At 64.1% G+C, this 18,774-nt stretch carries 11 protein-coding genes, 1 tRNA gene and 3 pseudogenes; 5 read left to right on the top strand and 10 right to left on the bottom strand.

Translation table 11 applies throughout. The annotated features are described in order from the left end of the window. Positions 1–58 precede the first annotated feature (58 nt). Positions 59–943 carry a LysR family transcriptional regulator gene (locus DIE06_RS12665; RefSeq protein WP_124661720.1) on the top strand — a complete coding sequence of 295 codons (885 nt, stop codon included), beginning with the start codon at positions 59–61 and terminating at the stop codon, positions 941–943. 56 nt (positions 944–999) lie between these two features. Here the strand turns inward: DIE06_RS12665 and DIE06_RS12660 are convergent, their stop codons facing one another. The 5 genes from DIE06_RS12660 to DIE06_RS12635 all read right to left on the bottom strand — a co-directional run bounded on the left by DIE06_RS12660 (position 1,000) and on the right by DIE06_RS12635 (position 8,897). Next, positions 1,000–1,458 carry a CopD family protein gene (locus DIE06_RS12660; protein WP_124661719.1) on the bottom strand — a complete coding sequence of 153 codons (459 nt, stop codon included), beginning with the start codon at positions 1,456–1,458 and terminating at the stop codon, positions 1,000–1,002. Positions 1,459–1,703: 245 nt separating this feature from the next. Then, positions 1,704–4,025 (bottom strand): DNA topoisomerase IV subunit A, encoded by a 2,322-nt coding sequence (parC, locus tag DIE06_RS12655; RefSeq protein WP_124661718.1) that lies wholly within the window; start codon positions 4,023–4,025, stop codon positions 1,704–1,706. 69 nt (positions 4,026–4,094) lie between these two features. Beyond that, complete coding sequence (locus DIE06_RS12650) at positions 4,095–6,077, bottom strand: DNA topoisomerase IV subunit B (protein WP_124661717.1); 1,983 nt, start codon at positions 6,075–6,077, stop codon at positions 4,095–4,097. 223 nt (positions 6,078–6,300) lie between these two features. Continuing rightward, positions 6,301–8,286 carry an ATP-binding cassette domain-containing protein gene (locus DIE06_RS12645; protein WP_185733399.1) on the bottom strand — a complete coding sequence of 662 codons (1,986 nt, stop codon included), beginning with the start codon at positions 8,284–8,286 and terminating at the stop codon, positions 6,301–6,303. A gap of 206 nt (positions 8,287–8,492) precedes the next feature. Then, complete coding sequence (locus DIE06_RS12635) at positions 8,493–8,897, bottom strand: DUF4399 domain-containing protein (RefSeq protein WP_124661715.1); 405 nt, start codon at positions 8,895–8,897, stop codon at positions 8,493–8,495. Positions 8,898–9,095: 198 nt separating this feature from the next. Here DIE06_RS12635 and DIE06_RS12630 point away from each other — a divergent pair, with 198 nt between their 5' ends. Next, positions 9,096–9,278, top strand: coding sequence for a rubredoxin (locus DIE06_RS12630; RefSeq protein ID WP_124661714.1), 183 nt, complete (start codon positions 9,096–9,098; stop codon positions 9,276–9,278). A 17-nt stretch (positions 9,279–9,295) separates the two neighbouring features. Here DIE06_RS12630 and DIE06_RS38985 read toward each other — a convergent pair whose 3' ends face one another. The 3 genes and pseudogenes from DIE06_RS38985 to DIE06_RS12620 all read right to left on the bottom strand — a co-directional run. Beyond that, entirely contained in the window at positions 9,296–9,418 is a 123-nt protein-coding gene (locus DIE06_RS38985; RefSeq protein WP_260433611.1) for a hypothetical protein, read from the bottom strand. A gap of 131 nt (positions 9,419–9,549) precedes the next feature. Beyond that, the gene (locus DIE06_RS12625; RefSeq protein ID WP_124661829.1) at positions 9,550–9,975 is read right to left on the bottom strand and encodes a lysozyme inhibitor LprI family protein; all 426 of its coding nucleotides are present in this window, start codon (positions 9,973–9,975) and stop codon (positions 9,550–9,552) included. 21 nt (positions 9,976–9,996) lie between these two features. Next, positions 9,997–10,465 (bottom strand): annotated as a pseudogene (locus DIE06_RS12620) (glycoside hydrolase family protein); the annotation flags it as partial. A gap of 565 nt (positions 10,466–11,030) precedes the next feature. Between DIE06_RS12620 and DIE06_RS12610 the strand changes: the two are divergent. Both DIE06_RS12610 and DIE06_RS12605 read left to right on the top strand, forming a co-directional pair. Further along, positions 11,031–11,105 (top strand) — tRNA-Arg (locus tag DIE06_RS12610). Positions 11,106–11,268: 163 nt separating this feature from the next. Next, a pseudogene (locus tag DIE06_RS12605) lies at positions 11,269–12,243 on the top strand (tyrosine-type recombinase/integrase); the annotation flags it as partial. Between the two features lie 913 nt (positions 12,244–13,156). Here the strand turns inward: DIE06_RS12605 and DIE06_RS38665 are convergent. Both DIE06_RS38665 and DIE06_RS12590 read right to left on the bottom strand, forming a co-directional pair. Next, a complete protein-coding gene (locus DIE06_RS38665; protein ID WP_221624050.1) occupies positions 13,157–15,442 on the bottom strand; it encodes a hypothetical protein in 2,286 nt (761 codons plus the stop codon). Beyond that, positions 15,363–17,867, bottom strand: a complete 2,505-nt coding sequence (locus tag DIE06_RS12590) for a hypothetical protein (RefSeq protein WP_124661712.1) — start codon at positions 17,865–17,867, stop codon at positions 15,363–15,365. The genes DIE06_RS38665 and DIE06_RS12590 overlap by 80 nt, the downstream gene beginning before the upstream one ends. Before the next feature lie 601 nt (positions 17,868–18,468). On the opposite strand from DIE06_RS12590, the pseudogene DIE06_RS38660 reads away from it, so the two are divergent. Further along, a pseudogene (locus DIE06_RS38660) lies at positions 18,469–18,774 on the top strand (hypothetical protein); the annotation flags it as partial.

The raw sequence follows: 18,774 nt of genomic DNA, 5'->3' as shown, positions 1-18,774 counted from the left end.
CGTATGAATCCAGTTTGATATCATCGGTTTTACCGATATAACGCTAGAGGTCCGCCGCATGCGTCACGCACCCGAAGCCCTGCTCGCGTTCGCCGAAGCCGCGCTGCTCGGCTCGTTCACGGCCGCCGCCCGCAAGCTCGGCAAGCGCCAGTCGACGGTGTCCGAAGCGATCGCGAATCTCGAGATCGATCTCGGCGTGCAGTTGTTCGACCGCTCGACGCGCGCGCCGACGCTGACCGATGCCGGTCGCGCGCTGCTGCCGCAGGTGCAGCGCGCACTGGAAGCCGGCGCGGCGATCGACCGCGCCGCCGCGCGGCTCGCGCAGGGCGAGGAAGCGCGGCTGACGCTCGTCGTGTCCGACACGTACCAGTCGAAGCGTTACGAGGAAACCTTGATGGCGCTCGAGCGGCGCTTTCCGGCGCTCGAGCTCGAATGCCAGATCGCCGAACACGAGGACGTGCTCGACCTGATCCAGCAGGGCCGCGCGCAGCTCGGGCTGATGGCCGCGCGCGCCGTCTACCCGCCCGATATCGGCGCGGCGACGGTGGCGGAAGAATCGGAGATCGGTCTGTTCGTCGGGTGCACGCACGCGCTTGCGGCGTATGGCGACGCCGACGTGCCGCACGCGGCGCTGCGCGACGCGCGCGAGTTGCGCCTCAACACGTACGTGAAACCGGAGGATCGCGGCGCCGACGACCGGATCGTCGTCGGCACGCAGCGCTGGCTCGCCCCGAGCTATCTGATGCTGCTGGAGATGGCGGTGCTGGGGTTCGGCTGGGCCGAGCTGCCGCGCTGGATGGTCGAGCACTTCGCGCGCGATCGCCTCCGCGAGCTGCGCTCGCGCGGCTGGCCGCGCCGCGTGCGGGTCGATGCGGTGTGGTCGTGCAACCGGCCGCTCGGCCCGGCCGGCGCGTGGCTGCTCGACGCGATGCTGGCCGCGTAGCGGCGCGCGGCATCGCGCCGGCGGCAGGCGCCGAACGGCGCCGCAAGATCAGGCGATCAGAAGCCGCGCGACAGCACGGCCGCGCCGATCGTCACGACGCCGAGCACGAGGTTGACGACGACCAGCAGGCGCACCGTGTTCACCGCGCGCGCACCGTCCGGCCAGTTCTGCGCCTGCACCGCGCGGCGGATGCGCGGGAACAGCGCGAAGCGGATATGACCGAAGATCAGCATCATCACGACGCCGAGCCCCGCCATCGCATGCAGCGACCACGTCGCATGCGCGCCGCCGAATGCCGTGAGCAGGAAACCGCCGGACAGCAGGATCACGATCACCGAGCCCGACACCCAGTTGAAGAAGCGGCCGAACACGCCCTCGATCAGCGGCAGCCGCAGCTGCGGCGTCAGGTCGGACAGCGCCGGGCGCAGGCAGAAGTTCGCGAAGACCATCCCGCCCACCCACACGGCGACGGCCAGCAGATGAAGATACAGCGCGACGGCAACGGCGTGGGACATGGCGGCAATCCTGTGATGGGTTGAGTGCAACGAATAGCCGCGTCACGCGCGGTCTCAAGCGACGTTCGACCGGCGCGCCACCGCTCGGTTCAGCCACCCGGCGGCATTTCACAATATTTTGCAAGTTCCGCGTGACGGCGCCACGCTCGCTTTCCTGAATGCGTCGCCCCAAGAAACAGGCCGCACGCCCGCCGAAGCGGAGGTGCGGCCTGCGATGCCGATCGAACCGGCGACCGGATGCGGCGTCAGCCGAGCAGCGGACGCAGCTCGTTGACGACCTTGAGCTTCGTTTCCGGCGTGCGGCCCTTGCGCGCGCGCTTGCCGACGTGCGGCGCGAGCCCCGCGTACGACAGCGTTTCGTCCTGCGCCTTGCCGCCGCGACCGGTGCCGATCAGCACGACGCCGGCCGGGTCGATCGCGAGCGCCTGCACGAGCGTTTCCTTGTCGTCGAGCGCCATCAGGATCACGCCGCGGCCGCCGCCGGACAGCGTCTTCATCTCGTCCATCCCGAACACCAGCAGACGGCCGCCGCTCGACAGACACGCGACCTGCGACGCATTCGGCAGCACGGGCATCGGCGCGAGCGGCACCGCACCCGCATCGATGGTCATGAACGACTTGCCGGCCTTCACGCGGCTCACCATGTCGCCGACCTTGGCGAGGAAGCCGAAGCCGTTGCTCGACGCGAGCAGCAGTTGCTGCTCGACCGGCGCCGCGTAGTAGTGCATCAGGTGCGAGCCCGATTCGAGCTCGATCAGCGACGTCACCGGCACGCCGTCGCCGCGCCCGCCCGGCAGCACCGACACGTCGACCGAGTACACGCGGCCGCTGCTGCCCCACGCGATCAGGCGATCGGGCGTGCGGCACTGGAACGCCGCGTACAGGTGGTCGCCGGCCTTGAACGAGAAGCCCGCCGGGTCGAGCCCGTGGCCCTTCAGCGCACGCACCCAGCCCTTCTGCGACACGACGACCGTCACCGGCTCGTCGACGACCTTCGCCTCGAACGTCGCGCGCTTTTCCTGCTGGATCAGCGTGCGGCGATCGTCGCCGTACTGCTTCGCGTCGGCCTCGATCTCCTTGATCATCAGCCGCTTCATCGCGCTTTCGTTCGCGAGCAGTTCCTCGAGCTTCGCCTTCTCGTCGCGCAGCGCTTCGAGTTCCTTCTCGATCTTGATCTTCTCGAGCCGCGCGAGCTGACGCAGGCGGATTTCGAGGATGTCTTCGGCCTGGCGGTCGGAGAGGCCGAACGCGCTCATCAGCGCGGCCTTCGGCTCGTCCGACTCGCGGATGATGCGGATCACCTCGTCGATGTTCAGGAAGACGATCATCCGCCCTTCGAGGATGTGGATGCGATCGTCGACCTTCGAGAGACGATGGCGGCAGCGGCGCGTCATCGTCAGCTGGCGGAACTTCACCCATTCGTCGAGGATCGTCAGCAGCCCCTTCTGGCCCGGCCGGCCATCGGCGCCGATCATCACGAGGTTCAGCGTCGCGTTCGACTCGAGGCTCGTGTACGCGAGCAGCGTGTTCACGAATTCCGTCTGGTCGATCGTGCGCGACTTCGGCTCGAACACGAGCCGCACCGCCGCTTCCTTGCCCGACTCGTCGCGCACCGCGTCGAGCAGGTCGAGCATCGCCTTCTTGGTGTTGAGTTGCTCGGGCGTGAGCGTCTTCTTGCCGAGCTTGAGCTTCGGGTTGGTCAGCTCCTCGATTTCCTCGAGCACCTTCTGGCCCGACGTGTTCGGCGGCAGCTCGGTGACGACCAGTTGCCACTGGCCGCGCGCGAGATCCTCGATCTTCCAGCGCGCGCGCACCTTGAGGCTGCCGCGGCCGGTTTCATAGGCCGCCGCGATCTCGGTGTCGCTCGAGATGATCTGGCCGCCGCCCGGGAAGTCCGGGCCGGGGATCAGGTTCATCAGCTCCGCGTGCGAGAGCTTCGGATTGCGGATCAACGCGACCGCCGCCGCCGCGACCTCGCGCAGGTTGTGCGACGGGATTTCGGTGGCGAGACCGACCGCGATGCCCGACGCACCGTTCAGCAGCACGAACGGCATGCGGCTCGGCAGCGTCTTCGGTTCCTCGAACGAGCCGTCGTAGTTCGGCATGAAGTCGACCGTGCCCTGGTCGATCTCGTCGAGCAGCAGCTTCGAGATCGGCGTGAGCCGCGCTTCGGTGTATCGCATCGCCGCCGCGCCGTCGCCGTCGCGCGAGCCGAAGTTGCCTTGGCCGTCGATCAACGGATAGCGCAGCGAGAAATCCTGCGCGAGACGCACGAGCGCGTCGTACGCCGACTGGTCGCCGTGCGGGTGGTATTTACCGAGCACGTCGCCGACCACGCGCGCCGACTTCACCGGCTTCGCGTCGGGGCCGAGGCCCATTTCGTTCATCGCGAACAGGATCCGGCGCTGCACCGGCTTCTGGCCGTCGCACACGTCGGGCAGCGCGCGGCTCTTCACCACGCTGACCGCGTAGCTGAGGTACGCCTGTTCCGCGTAGTTGCCGAGCGTCAGCGCATCGGCTTCCGGCGCATCGGACCCGGCGAAGAGATCGGAAGTGTTGTCGTCCATCTGTGTTCCGTATTCGTAAGTGGCATGAGGCCGGGCCGGGCGTCATGCCCGGCCGCGCGGGTTCCCCGCTTAGATGTCCGCTTCGACGTCGTTGCCCTTTTCCTCGAGCCAGCCGCGCCGTGCGGCTGCCTCGCCCTTGCCCATCAGCATCGTCATGCGCTCGACGGTCGCCTCGTAGTCGAGCTCGCCGAGCTTCACCGGCATCAGGCGGCGCGTGTCGGGGTTCATCGTCGTGTCCCACAGCTGCTCGGCACTCATTTCGCCCAGGCCCTTGAAGCGGCTGATGCTCCACTGCGTTTCGCGCACGCCGTCCTTGCGCAGCTTGTCGAGGGTCGCCTCGAGTTCGCCTTCGTCGAGCGCATAGAGCTTCTGCGCGGGCTTCTTGCCGCGCGCGGGCGCATCGACGCGGAACAGCGGCGGCCGCGCGACATGCACGTGACCGCGCTCGATCAGCTGCGGGAAATGCTTGAAGAACAGCGTGAGCAGCAGCACCTGGATGTGCGAGCCGTCGACGTCCGCGTCCGACAGGATGCAGATCTTGCCGTAGCGCAGGTTCGACAGGTCGACGGTGTCGTCCGGGCTGTGCGGATCGACGCCGATCGCGACCGAGATGTCGTGCACCTCGTTGTTCGCGAACAGACGATCGCGCTCGGTTTCCCACGTGTTCAGCACCTTGCCGCGCAGCGGCAGGATCGCCTGGTATTCCTTGTCGCGGCCCATCTTCGCGGAACCGCCCGCCGAGTCGCCCTCGACGAGGAACAGTTCGTTGCGCGCGATATCTTCCGTCTCGCAATCGGTCAGCTTGCCGGGCAGCACCGCGACGCCCGAGCTCTTGCGCTTCTCGACCTTCTGACCCGCGCGCGTGCGCGCCTGCGCCTGCTTGATCACGAGTTCGGCGAGCTTCTTGCCGTGCTCGACGTGCTGGTTGAGCCACAGTTCGAGCGCCGGACGCGAGAACGACGACACGAGCTTCACTGCGTCGCGGCTGTTCAGCCGCTCCTTGATCTGCCCCTGGAACTGCGGATCGAGCACCTTCGCGGACAGCACGAACGACACGCGCGCGAACACGTCTTCCGCGAGCAGCTTCACACCCTTCGGCTGCAGGTTGTGCAGTTCGACGAAGCTCTTCACCGCCTGGTAGAGACCGTCGCGCAGGCCCGACTCGTGCGTGCCGCCGGCCGGCGTCGGGATCAGGTTTACGTACGACTCGCGCACGAGCGAGCCTTCCTCGCTCCATGCGACGACCCACGACGCGCCTTCCCCTTCGGCGAAGGTTTCGTCGGTCGAACGCGCATCGGCGAAGCGCTCGCCCTCGAACAGCGGGATCAGCAGCTCGCTGCCGTTCATCTCGTCGAGCAGGTAGCCGCGCAGGCCGTCCTCGTACTTCCACGCCTGGCGCTCGCCGGTCTTCTCGTTGACGAGCACGACCTCGACGCCCGGCAGCAGCACGGCCTTCGAGCGCAGCAGACGCTGCAGCTCGCCGAGCGGCAGGTTCGGCGAATCGAAGTACTTCGGATTCGGCCACACCTGCACACGCGTGCCGGACTTCTTTTCGCCGCGGCCCGCGCCTTGCGTCGCGAGCGGCTTCACGACATCGCCGTCGGCGAAGCCGAGCTCGGCAATCTTGCCGTCGCGCCAGACCGTCACGTCGAGACGCGTCGCGAGCGCGTTCGTCACCGACACGCCGACGCCGTGCAGGCCGCCCGAGAACGTATATGCGCCGCCGGCGGCCTTGTCGAACTTGCCGCCTGCGTGCAGGCGCGTGAACACGATCTCGACGACCGGCACGCCCTCTTCGGGGTGCATCCCGAACGGGATGCCGCGACCGTCGTCCTCGACCGACACCGACTGGTCGGCGTGCAGCGTGACCGTAATCTGCTTGCCGTAGCCGCCGAGCGCCTCGTCGGACGCGTTGTCGATGACTTCCTGAATGATGTGCAGCGGATTTTCGGTACGGGTGTACATGCCGGGCCGCTGCTTGACCGGCTCGAGACCCTTGAGCACCTTGATCGATGCTTCGCTATAGGCCGCGCTGGGCTTCTTCGTTGACATAGGCGCTGAATTTCGTCATTCATCGGGACGTTGTCCACACCTCGTGTGGATAACGTCGTGGACAAAACGTTGAGTTCCGTAAAAAAGCGAATCGAAACAACGGTGTGCTTGGACTGCTCCGAAAGCGGGCGCGCGGCGTGCGCTGCGCAGTCCGGGACGCGCGGTATTTTACTGGTTCCGCGTGGCGCGCCGTCGCAAGATCGCTCACGCGGCGCGCGGTGCGTCAGACCGGCTTGCGCTTCGCCTCGAGCGTCTCCCACCGCTCGAGCGCGGCGAGGAGCTCGTCGTCGATCGCCGCGAACCGTTCGGTCAGGCGCGTGCCTTCCTGCGGATCCTTCGCGAAGATCGAGCCGTCCTCGAGCTGCGCATTGATCGTCTTCTGTTCTTCCTCCAGCGCCGCGATCTTCTCCGGCAGCGCATCGAGTTCGCGCTGCTCGTTGAACGACAGCTTCACCGTGCGCTGCGCGTTGCGGCCGGCCGCGCTTTTCGCCACGTCTTCCTTGAGCGGTGCCGCGTCCTTCACCGCGCGCTTCGCCGCTTCCTGCTGCGCGAGCTGCTGCGAACGCTCGCTCTGAATCTGCCAGTCGGTGAAGCCGCCGACGTATTCGCGCCACTTGCCGTCGCCCTCGGCCGCGATCACCGACGTGACCACGTTGTCGAGGAACGCGCGATCGTGGCTGACGAGCAGCACGGTGCCGTCGTAGTCGGCCAGCAACTCTTCGAGCAGTTCGAGCGTCGGGATGTCGAGGTCGTTGGTCGGTTCGTCGAGCACCAGCACGTTGGCCGGGCGCGCGAACAGGCGCGCGAGCAGCAGCCGGTTGCGCTCGCCGCCCGACAGCGACTTCACCGGCGAGCGTGCGCGCTCCGGCGCGAACAGGAAGTCGCCGAGATAGCTCATCACATGCTTGCGCACGCCGCCGATCTCGACCCATTCGCTACCGGGGCTGATCGTGTCGGCCAGGCTCTTTTCCTGGTCGAGCTGCGCGCGCATCTGGTCGAAATACGCGACCTGCAGGTTCGTGCCGGTGCGCACCGTGCCCGTGTCGGGCTTCAGCTGGCCGAGGATCAGCTTGAGCAGCGTGGTCTTGCCGGCACCGTTCGGGCCGACGAAACCGATCTTGTCGCCGCGCATCACCGTCGTCGAGAAGGTGTCGACGACCGTGCGGTCGCCGTAGCGCTTCGTCACGTCCGTCAGTTCCGCGACGATCTTGCCCGACTTCTCGCCCTGCGCGACGTCGAGCTTCACGTTGCCCTGCGAATTGCGGCGCTCCGCGCGCTCGTTGCGCATCTGCACGAGCCGCGCGATGCGGCCGACGCTGCGCGTGCGGCGCGCCTCGACGCCCTTGCGAATCCACACCTCTTCCTGCGCGAGCAGCTTGTCGAACTTCTCGTTTTCCACGCGCTCGACTTCGAGCTGCTGCGCCTTGCGCGTCTGGTACGCGGAGAAATTGCCCGGATACGACAGCAGCCGGCCGCGATCGAGCTCGACGATGCGCGTCGCGACGCGGTCGAGGAACGCGCGATCGTGGGTGATGAACAAGAGGCCCGCACGCTGCGCGACCAGCAGCTCTTCCAGCCAGCGGATGCCGTCGAAGTCGAGATGGTTGGTCGGTTCGTCGAGCAGCAGCACGTCGGGCTGCAGCACGAGCGCACGCGCCAGCGCGACGCGCTTCTGCATCCCGCCCGACAATGCGTCGACCTGCGCGTCGCCGTCCGTCAGGCCGATCTGCGCGAGCGTCATCGACACGCGCGTGCGCCAGTTCCATGCGTCGTGCGCATCGAGCGACGACTGCAACGCGTTCATTCGCGCGAGCAGCGCGTCGTGCTCGGCGCCTTCCGGTGTTTCCGCGAGGCGGTGCGCAATCGAATCGTATTCTTCGAGCACTTCGCGCGTATGCGTGAGCCCCGATGCCACGGCGTCGAACACCGTCGCGCCGGGTTCGAATTCGGGCTCCTGCGGCACGTAGACGGTCACGAGCTCCTGCTGACGCGTGATCAGCCCGTCATCGGGCTTCGCCAGCCCGGCGACGATCTTCAGCAGCGACGACTTGCCCGCGCCGTTGCGACCGATCAGACCGACGCGCTCGCCGGCCTCCAGCGAGAAATCCGCGTGATCGAGCAACGCGACGTGACCGAACGCGAGTTGCGCGCCGGTAATGGAATAAAGCGACATGGGGAGACGGCGAAGAGAGAAATCGGAAGCGCCCATTGTACCGGTGGCGGACGCCTGCGCCGGGATGGCCGGACGGACTAGGCCGGCGGGCGATTCATTTTGTGCTGCGTTGGTGCCGCGGCGACATGACGGCGCGCGCTCGGCGGACGGGGCCGGCAGCGCGCGCATCGACGTCACGCGGGGCCGGCGGCGGGCATCCGGCCGTCGCTTCCCGGCCGGGCGCCCGCAAGCGGAACACGCAATTACTTCACGTTGACCGTGATCGTCGAGTTCAGCGCGGGACCGTACGACCGGTGCGCGCCGTCGCCGAGCTGCATCGTCAGCGTGTGCTGTCCGGGCGGCAGCTTCACGTCGGTTTCGGTCTGGCCCTTGCCGAAGTGCAGCGAATGGTCGGTGGCGGGGATCACATCGCCTTTCGGCACCGGCTTGCCATCGATCAGCAGATGATGGTGGCCCGTGTCCGGCGTCATGTCGCCGGCCGGCTTGAGTGCCACGCCTTCGAGACCGAACTTCACATGCACGGGGCTCGATACGGTCGCGCCGTCCTTCGGCTCGACGAAGAACACACGCGCCTCGGCACGCGCGAGCGTCGACACGGCCAGTGCCGCGACACAAACCGCACCTGCAATCCACTTCTTGTTGAGCATCGTTTTTCTCCTTCAGATTGAAAGGCTCACGAAGGATACACTGCATGCCCGACACGCGTGATGACGGTCGTTGTTCGCGATGCGCACGTTTAAAACGACGTTGCGCAGGTATTCGGCGAAATTCCGGTACTATTGCGCCTTTCGTCCGCCGGCCGCGCCGCGGACGGCATCGCCGACTTTCATCATCCCGAGCGCCACATGAGCGAAGTAACCGAATACCAGAGCTGGGTCTGCCTGATTTGCGGGTGGGTCTACAACGAAGCGGAAGGCCTGCCCGACGAGGGCATCCCCGCCGGCACCCGTTTCGTCGACATCCCCGCCGACTGGCGCTGCCCGCTGTGCGACGTGGGCAAGGACGATTTCGTCGTCGTGGATTTCTGATTTCCGAACACGGTTGATCAGCTGAAACACTGCGGCACGATGCGTTCGAGTTGCCGCAGGGAAGCATCGGGCACGCCGCCCTTGACGAAGTATGCGATCGCCGTGAAGGACACGTCGATCGGCGAGCGCTTCGTGACCACCCTGACGCGCCGCACACATCGTAACGGTTGCTGTTAGCCTGCCTCAGTTGCCGGTAGGCAGCCACACAACGACCAAATGTCCCGGAATGTAGCCCAAGGAAAGGCCTCGTCGAAGCGGGGCCTTCCTTCGCTCATGACGGTTTGCGATTCGCGCTGGCGGCGAGTTTTTTCGTCATCTTCTTCGTCACCGCTGCCGCACAAGTTGCCTGAGCTGCCGGTCGCATCGAGCCATCACCCCACTCCTTGCGCGCCGATTTCTCGCACGACGCATCGCGGGCCTTCCCCCACTTCGCGATCCGAGCCTCAAGCGCGACCCTGCGCTCCGGATGCGTGGCGATCTGCGTGTCAATGGCCTGCTGCAACTCGCGCTCGGCGACGAGCTGATCGCGCCATGCGCAGAAATTCATGCTGGTCTGGCTCGCATCACAATTGCCCAACAGGGCGCCAACCTCGCTCGCCGGCAAGCCGCTACGCGCCGCGATCTCATCGACAGGCGTCTGGCCAGCCCATGTGGTCGCCGACACCGTCACGAGCAACAAGAAACAATATTTCCTCATCGCGGCCTCTGCGTCTGGAATGGGGGTGGTCTCCAGTCGGCGCCGATTGACGAGCCCGTTCGACCGAACTGCGCGAAGGCGACGTCCATGCGCGTCACGCGGATGGATGTAGACGCGCTGATTCATGTGCGACACGACGCCGGCATCGTTATTCTGGTTTGCGGAGCGCGGTGCATCCAAGGCACCGCTATTGCCCGCGTTGCAGGTGTAGCTCACCAACTCATCGAACTGCGCCTGCGTCAACTCTCGCTGTGTGACTGTTCTACGCACTTGAGGCTCGGCTCACGCCCGTGGCGAGCTGCGCATTGACCTGCGCGGCGGTAACCGGACGGCGCAGCTCTTCGGGGGTGCATGGCCCCGTGTGTGCAAGCGTGCCTACGCCGAAGGTGCAGTTGTTTGCCTGATCGTTGTAATAGGCCATGATCGCTTGTTCCCGCGTCCGCAACGCAGCCCACCCGGCCTCGCTTAATCGCATATTTTCGTTTGCCATCGTCGCCCTCTCAAAGCGCTGCTCATACTCCACGACCTCGCGTGGCCGAGGCACTGTATCACCGGAGGATCCGAGCAAACACGATATCGCGCGCTGGCAGGCTTGAGGAAGGGCGGAAAAGGCCGCAGCGCGGGATCCCTCCGGTCGCTCGGCGAGACGGAAATCATTCCAAGTGTTTCGATATCAGCTGACAAGCTCGCCGACCGTGATACCCCGCTCGCCAACAACGCCCCGACCTTCGTCGAGACTATCCTCGATCTCACACGTCGCGCCCTTGGTTCGAAACGTCTTTGGTATACTCTGTCCCCGCTGGCGGACCTGAGCCCGCCAGCATTCGCCGATCTTGGGGGATCGAAGCCATGCCATACCCCGTTTGCCAGTTGTAGCGATGCGTCATTCACGTACGCTGCTACAAAGCCGATTTGTTGCAAACGGGGCGTTAAACTGTGCTTCGCCGCCAGTCATTTCGCGTTATATGCGGAACGACAGAAGTTCCAAGACGGCAAACGGGACACGGCTAAGAGCCTGATTCACAAGGTTCTATCCATCCCGCTCAAACTATCCGCTCCCCGTAGTTCAATGGATAGAACAAGCGCCTCCTAAGCGCTAGATACAGGTTCGATTCCTGTCGGGGGGACCAGCCAAGCCCCAAACCATCCCCAAGATTCACAAGAAACTCCCCGTTCAAGCCCGTCTGGCGGCCATCTCGCGCCCATCGTTACCCAACGTTGCTCAGTGACAGCCGGAGAAAGTGTTGGTATTTTTGTTGGTATCAGCAGATACCAACAACACAGATACCAACAATGCCTCTCACTGACATACAGATACGGAACGCGAAGGCCAGCGCGGCCCCGTACAAACTCACGGACGGCAACGGGATGTTCTTGCTCGTCCAACCGAACGGCGCGAAGTACTGGCGCTTGTCTTACCGTTTCCTTGGCAAGCAGAAGACGCTCGCCCTCGGCGTCTATCCGGCCGTCACGCTCGCGACGGCACGGAAGAAGCGCGACGAGGCCCGCGAGCAGATCGCGGCCGGCGTAGATCCGGGCGAGGCGAAGAAAGACGCGAAACGGGCAGCCGAAATCGCGGCGGCTAACTCGTTCGAAGCGGTAGCGCGCGAGTGGTACGACTCGCAGCGTCCGGGCTGGAGCGACGGCTACGCCGAGAAGGTGCTGAATTCGCTTGAGGTCGACGTGTTCCCCAAGATCGGCCCTCGCCCGATCGCCGAGATCGACTCGCCGCAGATGCTCAGCATCGTCCGCGAGGTCGAGGCGCGCGGCGTGCGCGAGACGGCGAAGCGAATCCTCCAGCGCTCTCGCGCGGTCTTCCAGTACGGGATCATGACCGGGCGATGCTCCAGGAATCCGGCAGCCGATATCGACGCGCAGACGGTCTTGAAGAAAGGTCCCGGTGTGCAGCACATGGCCCGCGTCAAGGCGACGGAGATTCCGCAGCTCATGCGAGACATCGACGCTTACCAAGGCGACCTAGTCACCCGTCTCGCGCTGCGCCTGATGGCGTTGACCTTCGTGCGGACAACGGAAATGATCCGTGCGGAATGGTCGGAGTTTGACGAAGCTGCCGCAGAATGGCGCGTGCCGCCGGAGCGTATGAAGATGCGCGATCCGCACATTGTTCCGCTATCGCGGCAGGCACTCGACGTGATCGCCCAGCTCCGCGCGCTCAACGGCCAGCATCGATTCGTGTTCTACAGTGTGCAAGGCCGAAGCCACATTTCGAACAACACCATGCTCTACGCGCTCTATCGCATGGGCTATGCCCCCCTTACGTGCGTCCCCCACCAGCAAAACGGAAACCTCCTAGGCGTGGGGCAAACCGATGATTTGGCCCCTTATTATTATGTGCCCCCCCTATGTTTGCCGTCAGTAGAGAAAAGACGCGGGTGTGAGCCCCCGCGTCTTTGCCCTAGACGCAGGGTCCCCCGCTTTCCGGCCGCCCCGACACTTGCGGCCGGCGCAACAATGCCCGATCGGGGCGCGTCGCGGACACCCCCCTCGAAAACACGTTGTCGAGGCACCTCGAATCGCGGACAGCCGCGTCCCGTCTGGCTTCGCGGTCGCTACGGTCGGTCGACGTCTGTCCGCTCAGTGCAAAACGAGTTGGAGATTTGGAGATAAACGCCTGAATCGGCCGCGAAGCCTTATGGGGTAAGGCTTCGCGTGTCTCCAATCGATTTGGAGAACGCTGGAGATACTGGAGATAAACCGGGCTGGATTGTTACGATGGCGGCAAGATTCGCGGCAAGCGCCCGCCCGGTTCCGTCTGGAGCGGATCGCTCAAAGTAACTTTGACGCGCGGGCCAAAAATGCCGCGCAAAGGAATGCCCGCCACCGCCCTCCCGGACGGCGGCGGTGCATTTCACAGCTCAAGCGTGAAGATCGACGGCAGCACGCGATAGACCATGAACTTGCCGTGACCGGGGATGTATTCCTGCCGGTACGGATACCGGCTCTTCGTCGGGATCTATTTCCTCGTGCCCGAGGTTGCGCGACTTTCTCATGTCCACCCTTCGCGTGGACCTTCACGAAGAACGCCGAGCCAGCCGGTGAAGGTGTCCGGCTTTCGGGTGGCCACCCTAGGCTCGACGGACCGCATTTTCTCACGAACTGCTACGCAGACTAGTCTTTGTATCAAGTTCGAAACCGACCACGTGACGCCTGTTCTCGATCGCTATCGCAGCTGTTTGATGCGCTCCTGGAGCGCCAGGGCAACTGGGATGTTCATAGCTGCGAGTGCGGCAGCTATCTCGACAAGCGCCTCTCGCGCCTGAGCATGTTGCGACAGGGCCTGAGCGTCGGAACTCAATGCCGTCGCCACTAGCTCCACCAGTGCGTCGCCCGTAACCTTGCGGTACCAGCGACTGGAAGGCTCGTGTTCCTTCAGTGCAGCGGCGAGCCAGCGAAGCCCTTCAAGCCGAAGTGGAGCTCCGAATTTTGTCGTCAGGAAGTGACAGAAACGAGTGACGCATTCTTCGTCGCGAGTCAGGTGCGCAACGGCCCATCGTGTGTAGAGATCCTGCATCCGCAGGGCCGCGCCCGGGTGCAGGCCGGACAGAGCGTCCTCGTTCCCGAAGCCCAGCAAGTCGCAAATCAAGCGCTCGCCGTAGAACCAGAGGCCCGGCTGAGACCAATCGGCTGCGAGGCCATACTCCGCCGCAGCCCGCCAGACGTACTCGAATGACGCCGGGTCGTCACCTTTCCCGAGGCGCTGGAACAAGCTGCGAATGAAGTGCTGCAGTGCGTAGTGTGCGGCCGGACCGTGGGCCAGAACGGGCTCCCAAACCGCGCGCGCTTCCCCGGCGGGCGCCGCGATCGACAGGGCTCCAAGCTTCTCAAGGATGTCGTAGCCGAGGTTCTGGGTGGGCAAATCGTACTCGCCATGCTTCTTCTCACACGCTTTGGCGCGCGTGGCATCGTAATCCCAGATGCGCAGCGCCAAGCGCGTGTCGAGATCCCGATCGCCAGTCCCGTTGCCTTCGATGAGCCAGTTAAACATGACTTGGAGGACATGACCGTCTAGCGAACCGCATCGTTCGCGCTCCGGCTTTCCGCGCCAAGTCTGGTTACCAGCATTGTAGAGCCGCATGCGGCGCTGGAAGTCCAAACGTTCTCGGCCCGCGACGACACGCTTGAAATCGAGTTCATCCGGCGTCGCGCTCGGTCCACGGAGCGGAAAGCGCCGCAACCGCGCGAGCCACGCCCCCCAGGTGCGCTCCGCATCGTCGCCATCGTCGAGGTGCGGAGCGAGCAGGAGTAGGCCCGACCAGAAAAGCCCGGCGCGAAGCAGCCGCCACCACGCTGTGCCAAGCTGCTTTCGACTGGCGTAGGCGACGCCGACCACAACAGCGGTCGCTTGCGTGTCACCGCTCGTCAGAAGGCGCAGGACGGCGGTCTCCCATTCCGGCATGCCATCTCCATCGGCAAGCCACAGGTGCATGACCGCGTAAGCGACGAACTTCAGTTCGTCGCGGTGGCTCCCCATGCGCCGCCCGCGAATCTCTTCTCCTGTCGACGCGGTTGCCGCCACACAGGCACGCACGACTTCGAGCGTGTACGTCTGCACTTCGGGGTTCTGGGCGAGCCAAGCACCGCCCAATGCGACTAACGTGCCGGCTGCAGCGATACGGCATTTCGATTTCACGTTCTCATCTTCGCCATCCGCTCCGGCGTCACACTCTCGGAGCAGATTGAAGAGATAACAGGCCTCATCGTCGGTGAGCGGTTGGCCGCCCTGAAGCCTCTGCTCGCATCGATGCGGCACAAGAAGGTACGTGACGGTTGGCGCGCTGTCGGTCTGCCACGACAACACCTCGCTGCGGAGTTCGTCAGGATACGCAAGGACTATGGTCTCCGCGCCCGTCGCCGGGTCGGTGACGGTCTGATAATTGGTCCGGTCGAGCGCAGCGAAGAGAACTTTGAACTCCAACGCCTCCTTCGGGTCTTCAGGCAACGCCCAGGTCAGCAGCAGCGCTTGAAGACGCCGCGCAACGTCGTCGGCGGCCAACAGGAGTTCGACAACGACATCAAGGAACTTCCGCCGGCGATGGGGCGCCAGGGCCCAATCACGCGCGAAGTTGAACATTACCTGGCCGCCCTGCAGCCAGCTCCACGCGATGAAGTTGTCGCCAACCTGTTTCACGCGATCGTTGTCCCAATAGAACAGGTTTGGGAACGTAATCAGGGCTGCGAGGGGCTCAGTCAGCAGCGACGGCCGATACTTGGCGACGTTGAGGAGCACGCTGACGAGCGCCGCGGAGTTTCCCTCCCGGAGTATCCTCTCGACATCGGCCGTGATGTCCCCACCCGCGTCGAGCTGCAACATAAGCCAGCGCTCCAGCGCATCGAGAGCGCAGTACAAGTTCCCGTTGCGCATCGAGTCATTGGACTGCGGCCAGTCGAACACCTGCCACCAGCCAGAGAAGGTCTTCTGCGACCCGTCGGCAAATTGCAGTGTCACCCCGGGAGCCTCGCCGGTTCGCCCCCTCATGGTCTCGGCGACCCAGCGCTCCGTGCAGAAATTCACCAACGCGATGAGCGCGGTGAGCGCCGTTTTCGGGGCCAGCTGGAAGAAAGGGAAGAACGGGCTCTTCCAGAAGGCAGTTGCCGCTGGTCAGTGTCTGCGGCGTCTGCGTCAGCCACGTCTCGATGACCTTCGCGAGAGCGGACGAAACCACCCCTGCCAGCCGCTCCCGCTGCGCGATGAGGAAGCGGAGAAAAGGCGGCCAACGGCCGAAGACAATCGAGCGGTACTGCGCTTCCATGTATAAGCCGATCGCCGCGCTCAACCCCATTCCGCCGCCGGTCGGCACCGTCGCGATGTGGTGGAAGCGCAGAAGCAGCCGCGTGAAATGTTTCGCTGCGTTGCCGAGCAGGAGGTCGACGCGATCGGTCAGGAAGCGTTCCGCATCGGGATCCAAGCAGAGCGCGTCAAGGAGGATATCGCCCGCCAACTCGTTCTTCGCCGCCTCAGCGGACCCGAAGGCGACATCCCAGGCCGTGCCATTCGCGGCCGACTGTCGCAGCAGGAACTGGCCGAGCATCCGGAGCGCGTTCGTCCAGAGCGGATTCTTGGCCAGGACGGCCCACTGCGGCGTATCAGTCCCGATCTGCTTCAGGAACTGGAAGCGCGCCCAATCTGCCGCGAGATCGTGCTCGAACTCGACGCGGTTGGTTCGCTCGTTCAGGCGCAGCGGAAGCTCGTCGGGCCGCTGCGTGAATGTCACCGTGTCCGTCGGCTCGAAGTCGGTCAGCGCGAAGCTGCGCTCGAACGATGCTTCGCGCCGGGCGAGGCGCATCATCAATGCCTGCACGGCGACATTGCCCTTAGTCCAGTACTTCCAGAGGCTGTCGGCAATGGCGGTATGAGACGCCAGACCATCGACGTTCGACCCTAACGCCGCACCCGCCTTTACGACCCATGCCAGTGTCCGCATGTTCGTTAGCGCCGCGATGGTGTCGTCATGCGCTGCCAACCACCCCAACGTCGGCGAAGCCAGAAGCGCCAGCTTAACAGCGTCGCTCTTGAGGGCCTCGACCTCGACGAGATGCGCTTTCCGCCCGCTGAGTATCATCTCTTCGCCATCGGCCCAACTTTGTGTCTGCGTGACGATGACGACCCGCCACGCGCCCTCGGTCTCTTCGCCGCTATTTGGCAGGATGGCTTGAAGCAACTGGCGAATGACGACAAACTCGCCGGCCTCGATGCGCTCCGCGGAGTCAATGACCAACACATTCTGTGGCTTCACCGTGGCGCTCAGTACCTGCGAAAGTTCGTGCGCCAGGGGAAGGGCGCTGCGCCGCGCCGCGCTGAGCGCCGTCTTCAGGATTTCCGGACCGAACCACACCTGGTTCCATGAAGTGTACGCGCCGTCCAACACTGACTTTACTAGCGCCGACTTGCCAGACCCCGACTCACCGAAGACCACCGTGACTCGGTGGTCGGCGACAGCTGTCTGGAGCGATGCCTTCTCTGCCGTCCGCGGGACGGCATAGCCAGACGGCAACTCCGTCTCTATTCGCGCCTTGTGGTCGGTGGTGATGTTGAAGAGCGTTTCCCAATCACGCTCGAAGTCCGGATGGTGGCGGAGGCCGAACCGGCCGCGGAGCAAGGACAACATGTCCGGAACGGTGATAGTCCCGCTACGAAGGCGCACCGCCTTCGCAACGTTGATGAAACCCTCCCAAAGAGCCCGTGCTTCATCGCCACAACTGGACGCGAGCAAGCGACGGCATTGCGCGACGGCCTGGGCTTCGAACTCCGAGTGCGCGAACTGCAAGTCGGTCGGCAGCACGTGCAGGTGGCGGATGAGCTCGATGGCCTCCTCGTCGGAGGCGGCGCCGGGCTTCTGGACGCTGTCGAAGACGACCGACTGCCTCGTGTTGCTGCGGATGCGGCTCATGGCAAGCACGATATCTGTGCCGCTGCATGCATTCTTCACTTCCCGCCACGCCGGGAGGAACGCCTGATTAGTGCCGAGCGTGGCCAAGGCCAGCCCGTCGGCCGCGCGGTTAAACGGCCCCTGCGGGTCACGCCATTGTTCCCAAACGCGCGTCACGAAGTCAGCGGGGAGGCCTGCCGCAGTCACCTGCAAATTGCCCTTCGCCGAGATCGCAAGTCTCCGCAGCCCTGTGGTGGCGCGGGCTGTCAGCAGAAGGTCGTCGATGCGCCACCCCAAGGTCGCGACTTGGGCTTGAACCTGCGTGACCATGCCGCCGATACCCGGCGCCTGCTCACCTGACAGGGCCTTCACCAATTGCCAGGCGCTTATCAGATCCTCGAATTCGAACCCGGCGCCGCTCGTCGACCGCAGCGTCGCGAGCGCGCGTTTCGCGCTGCCCCCGCGCGCCGCTTTTGGGTTGGATGTGCTCTTTGACGGAGCCATTAGCTTTCGAATCGTTATTGCCATCCATGCCGGCGAGAAGAAGGTGCAAGCTCCTCGCGGCATTATGGCGGGATTGAAGCGCGTTGGCGGTCCCCGATTGCGTTCAGCACCACGGAGTTGCACCGGCAAAGTGTACCGCCGAGGAAGCGCCGCAGCCACCGCTGCCTGTAGTCCAAAATTTAGGGCGCGGCCACCCGGATCAGACCTCCAAAGGTTCGGAAAGCGCCCCTCGCAGACGTCGGCCGCCGGCCGCCGGCCATCACGGGATGCTTGACGGGCGGTCCCGCCAGACATTCGACCGTCGGTGAGTGCCCGACAGCAGACGTTCTCAGTCGTCGACTAAAGTTTCCGGCTCCCTTGTCGTAGTATCACGGTTATGTTCCTGCGGCCGGACAAAGGAGACTGCCTAAAAGGAAGCAATCGCTGCTCGTGTCTTCGTACGCCTTCATTTTCCGTCAGTGAAGCAAATCTCGTGGAATGCATTAGACAAGCAGCCTTTCACTACGGAAGGTCCGAAAAAGGATGATGTGGCAATGGGATATATTAATTACATAGATGATTCAAAGCCCCATCTCACTAATTGAAAAATAAAAAGGAAATCATGGAAATTCAGTTTAATATAATCAGCAGAAGCGAGCATCCAAAAAACGGCCAACCAAACACCGTCTACCTGAAGGTAGATCATTGGAATGATTACTCTTTTATTACGATGTTTGAGGTGTATGCCAACGATGAAAACGGACAGGAACACATATTACCAAACATAAAAATAGGATTTGTTGGTCAAACGACAGAAGTAAGCACCTATAGCACCCTAGGCAAAGGATTCTCCTTAGACTCTAGTTTCAAGTGCAACACCTTTGATGAGGTAGGGTGTTGCAATGACGAAATACCAGCATCTGAGCGC

It is taken from the genome of Burkholderia sp. Bp8998 (genome assembly GCF_003854235.1).
Classification (GTDB): domain Bacteria; phylum Pseudomonadota; class Gammaproteobacteria; order Burkholderiales; family Burkholderiaceae; genus Burkholderia.
Note: the sequence above shows the minus strand (reverse complement) of the source record. Positions and strands in the feature narration are given on the sequence as shown.

What these genes read in the sequence shown, in the direction of transcription:
- DIE06_RS12625 (WP_124661829.1), bottom strand. Translation starts at nt 9,975, where the DNA reads ATGAGGAAATATTGTTTCTTGTTGCTCGTGACGGTGTCGGCGACCACA.
- DIE06_RS12650 (WP_124661717.1), bottom strand. Translation starts at nt 6,077, where the DNA reads ATGTCAACGAAGAAGCCCAGCGCGGCCTATAGCGAAGCATCGATCAAG.
- DIE06_RS12645 (WP_185733399.1), bottom strand. Translation starts at nt 8,286, where the DNA reads ATGGGCGCTTCCGATTTCTCTCTTCGCCGTCTCCCCATGTCGCTTTAT.
- DIE06_RS12660 (WP_124661719.1), bottom strand. Translation starts at nt 1,458, where the DNA reads ATGTCCCACGCCGTTGCCGTCGCGCTGTATCTTCATCTGCTGGCCGTC.
- DIE06_RS12630 (WP_124661714.1), top strand. Translation starts at nt 9,096, where the DNA reads ATGAGCGAAGTAACCGAATACCAGAGCTGGGTCTGCCTGATTTGCGGG.
- parC (WP_124661718.1), bottom strand. Translation starts at nt 4,025, where the DNA reads ATGGACGACAACACTTCCGATCTCTTCGCCGGGTCCGATGCGCCGGAA.
- DIE06_RS12665 (WP_124661720.1), top strand. Translation starts at nt 59, where the DNA reads ATGCGTCACGCACCCGAAGCCCTGCTCGCGTTCGCCGAAGCCGCGCTG.
- DIE06_RS12635 (WP_124661715.1), bottom strand. Translation starts at nt 8,897, where the DNA reads ATGCTCAACAAGAAGTGGATTGCAGGTGCGGTTTGTGTCGCGGCACTG.
- DIE06_RS12590 (WP_124661712.1), bottom strand. Translation starts at nt 17,867, where the DNA reads ATGGCTCCGTCAAAGAGCACATCCAACCCAAAAGCGGCGCGCGGGGGC.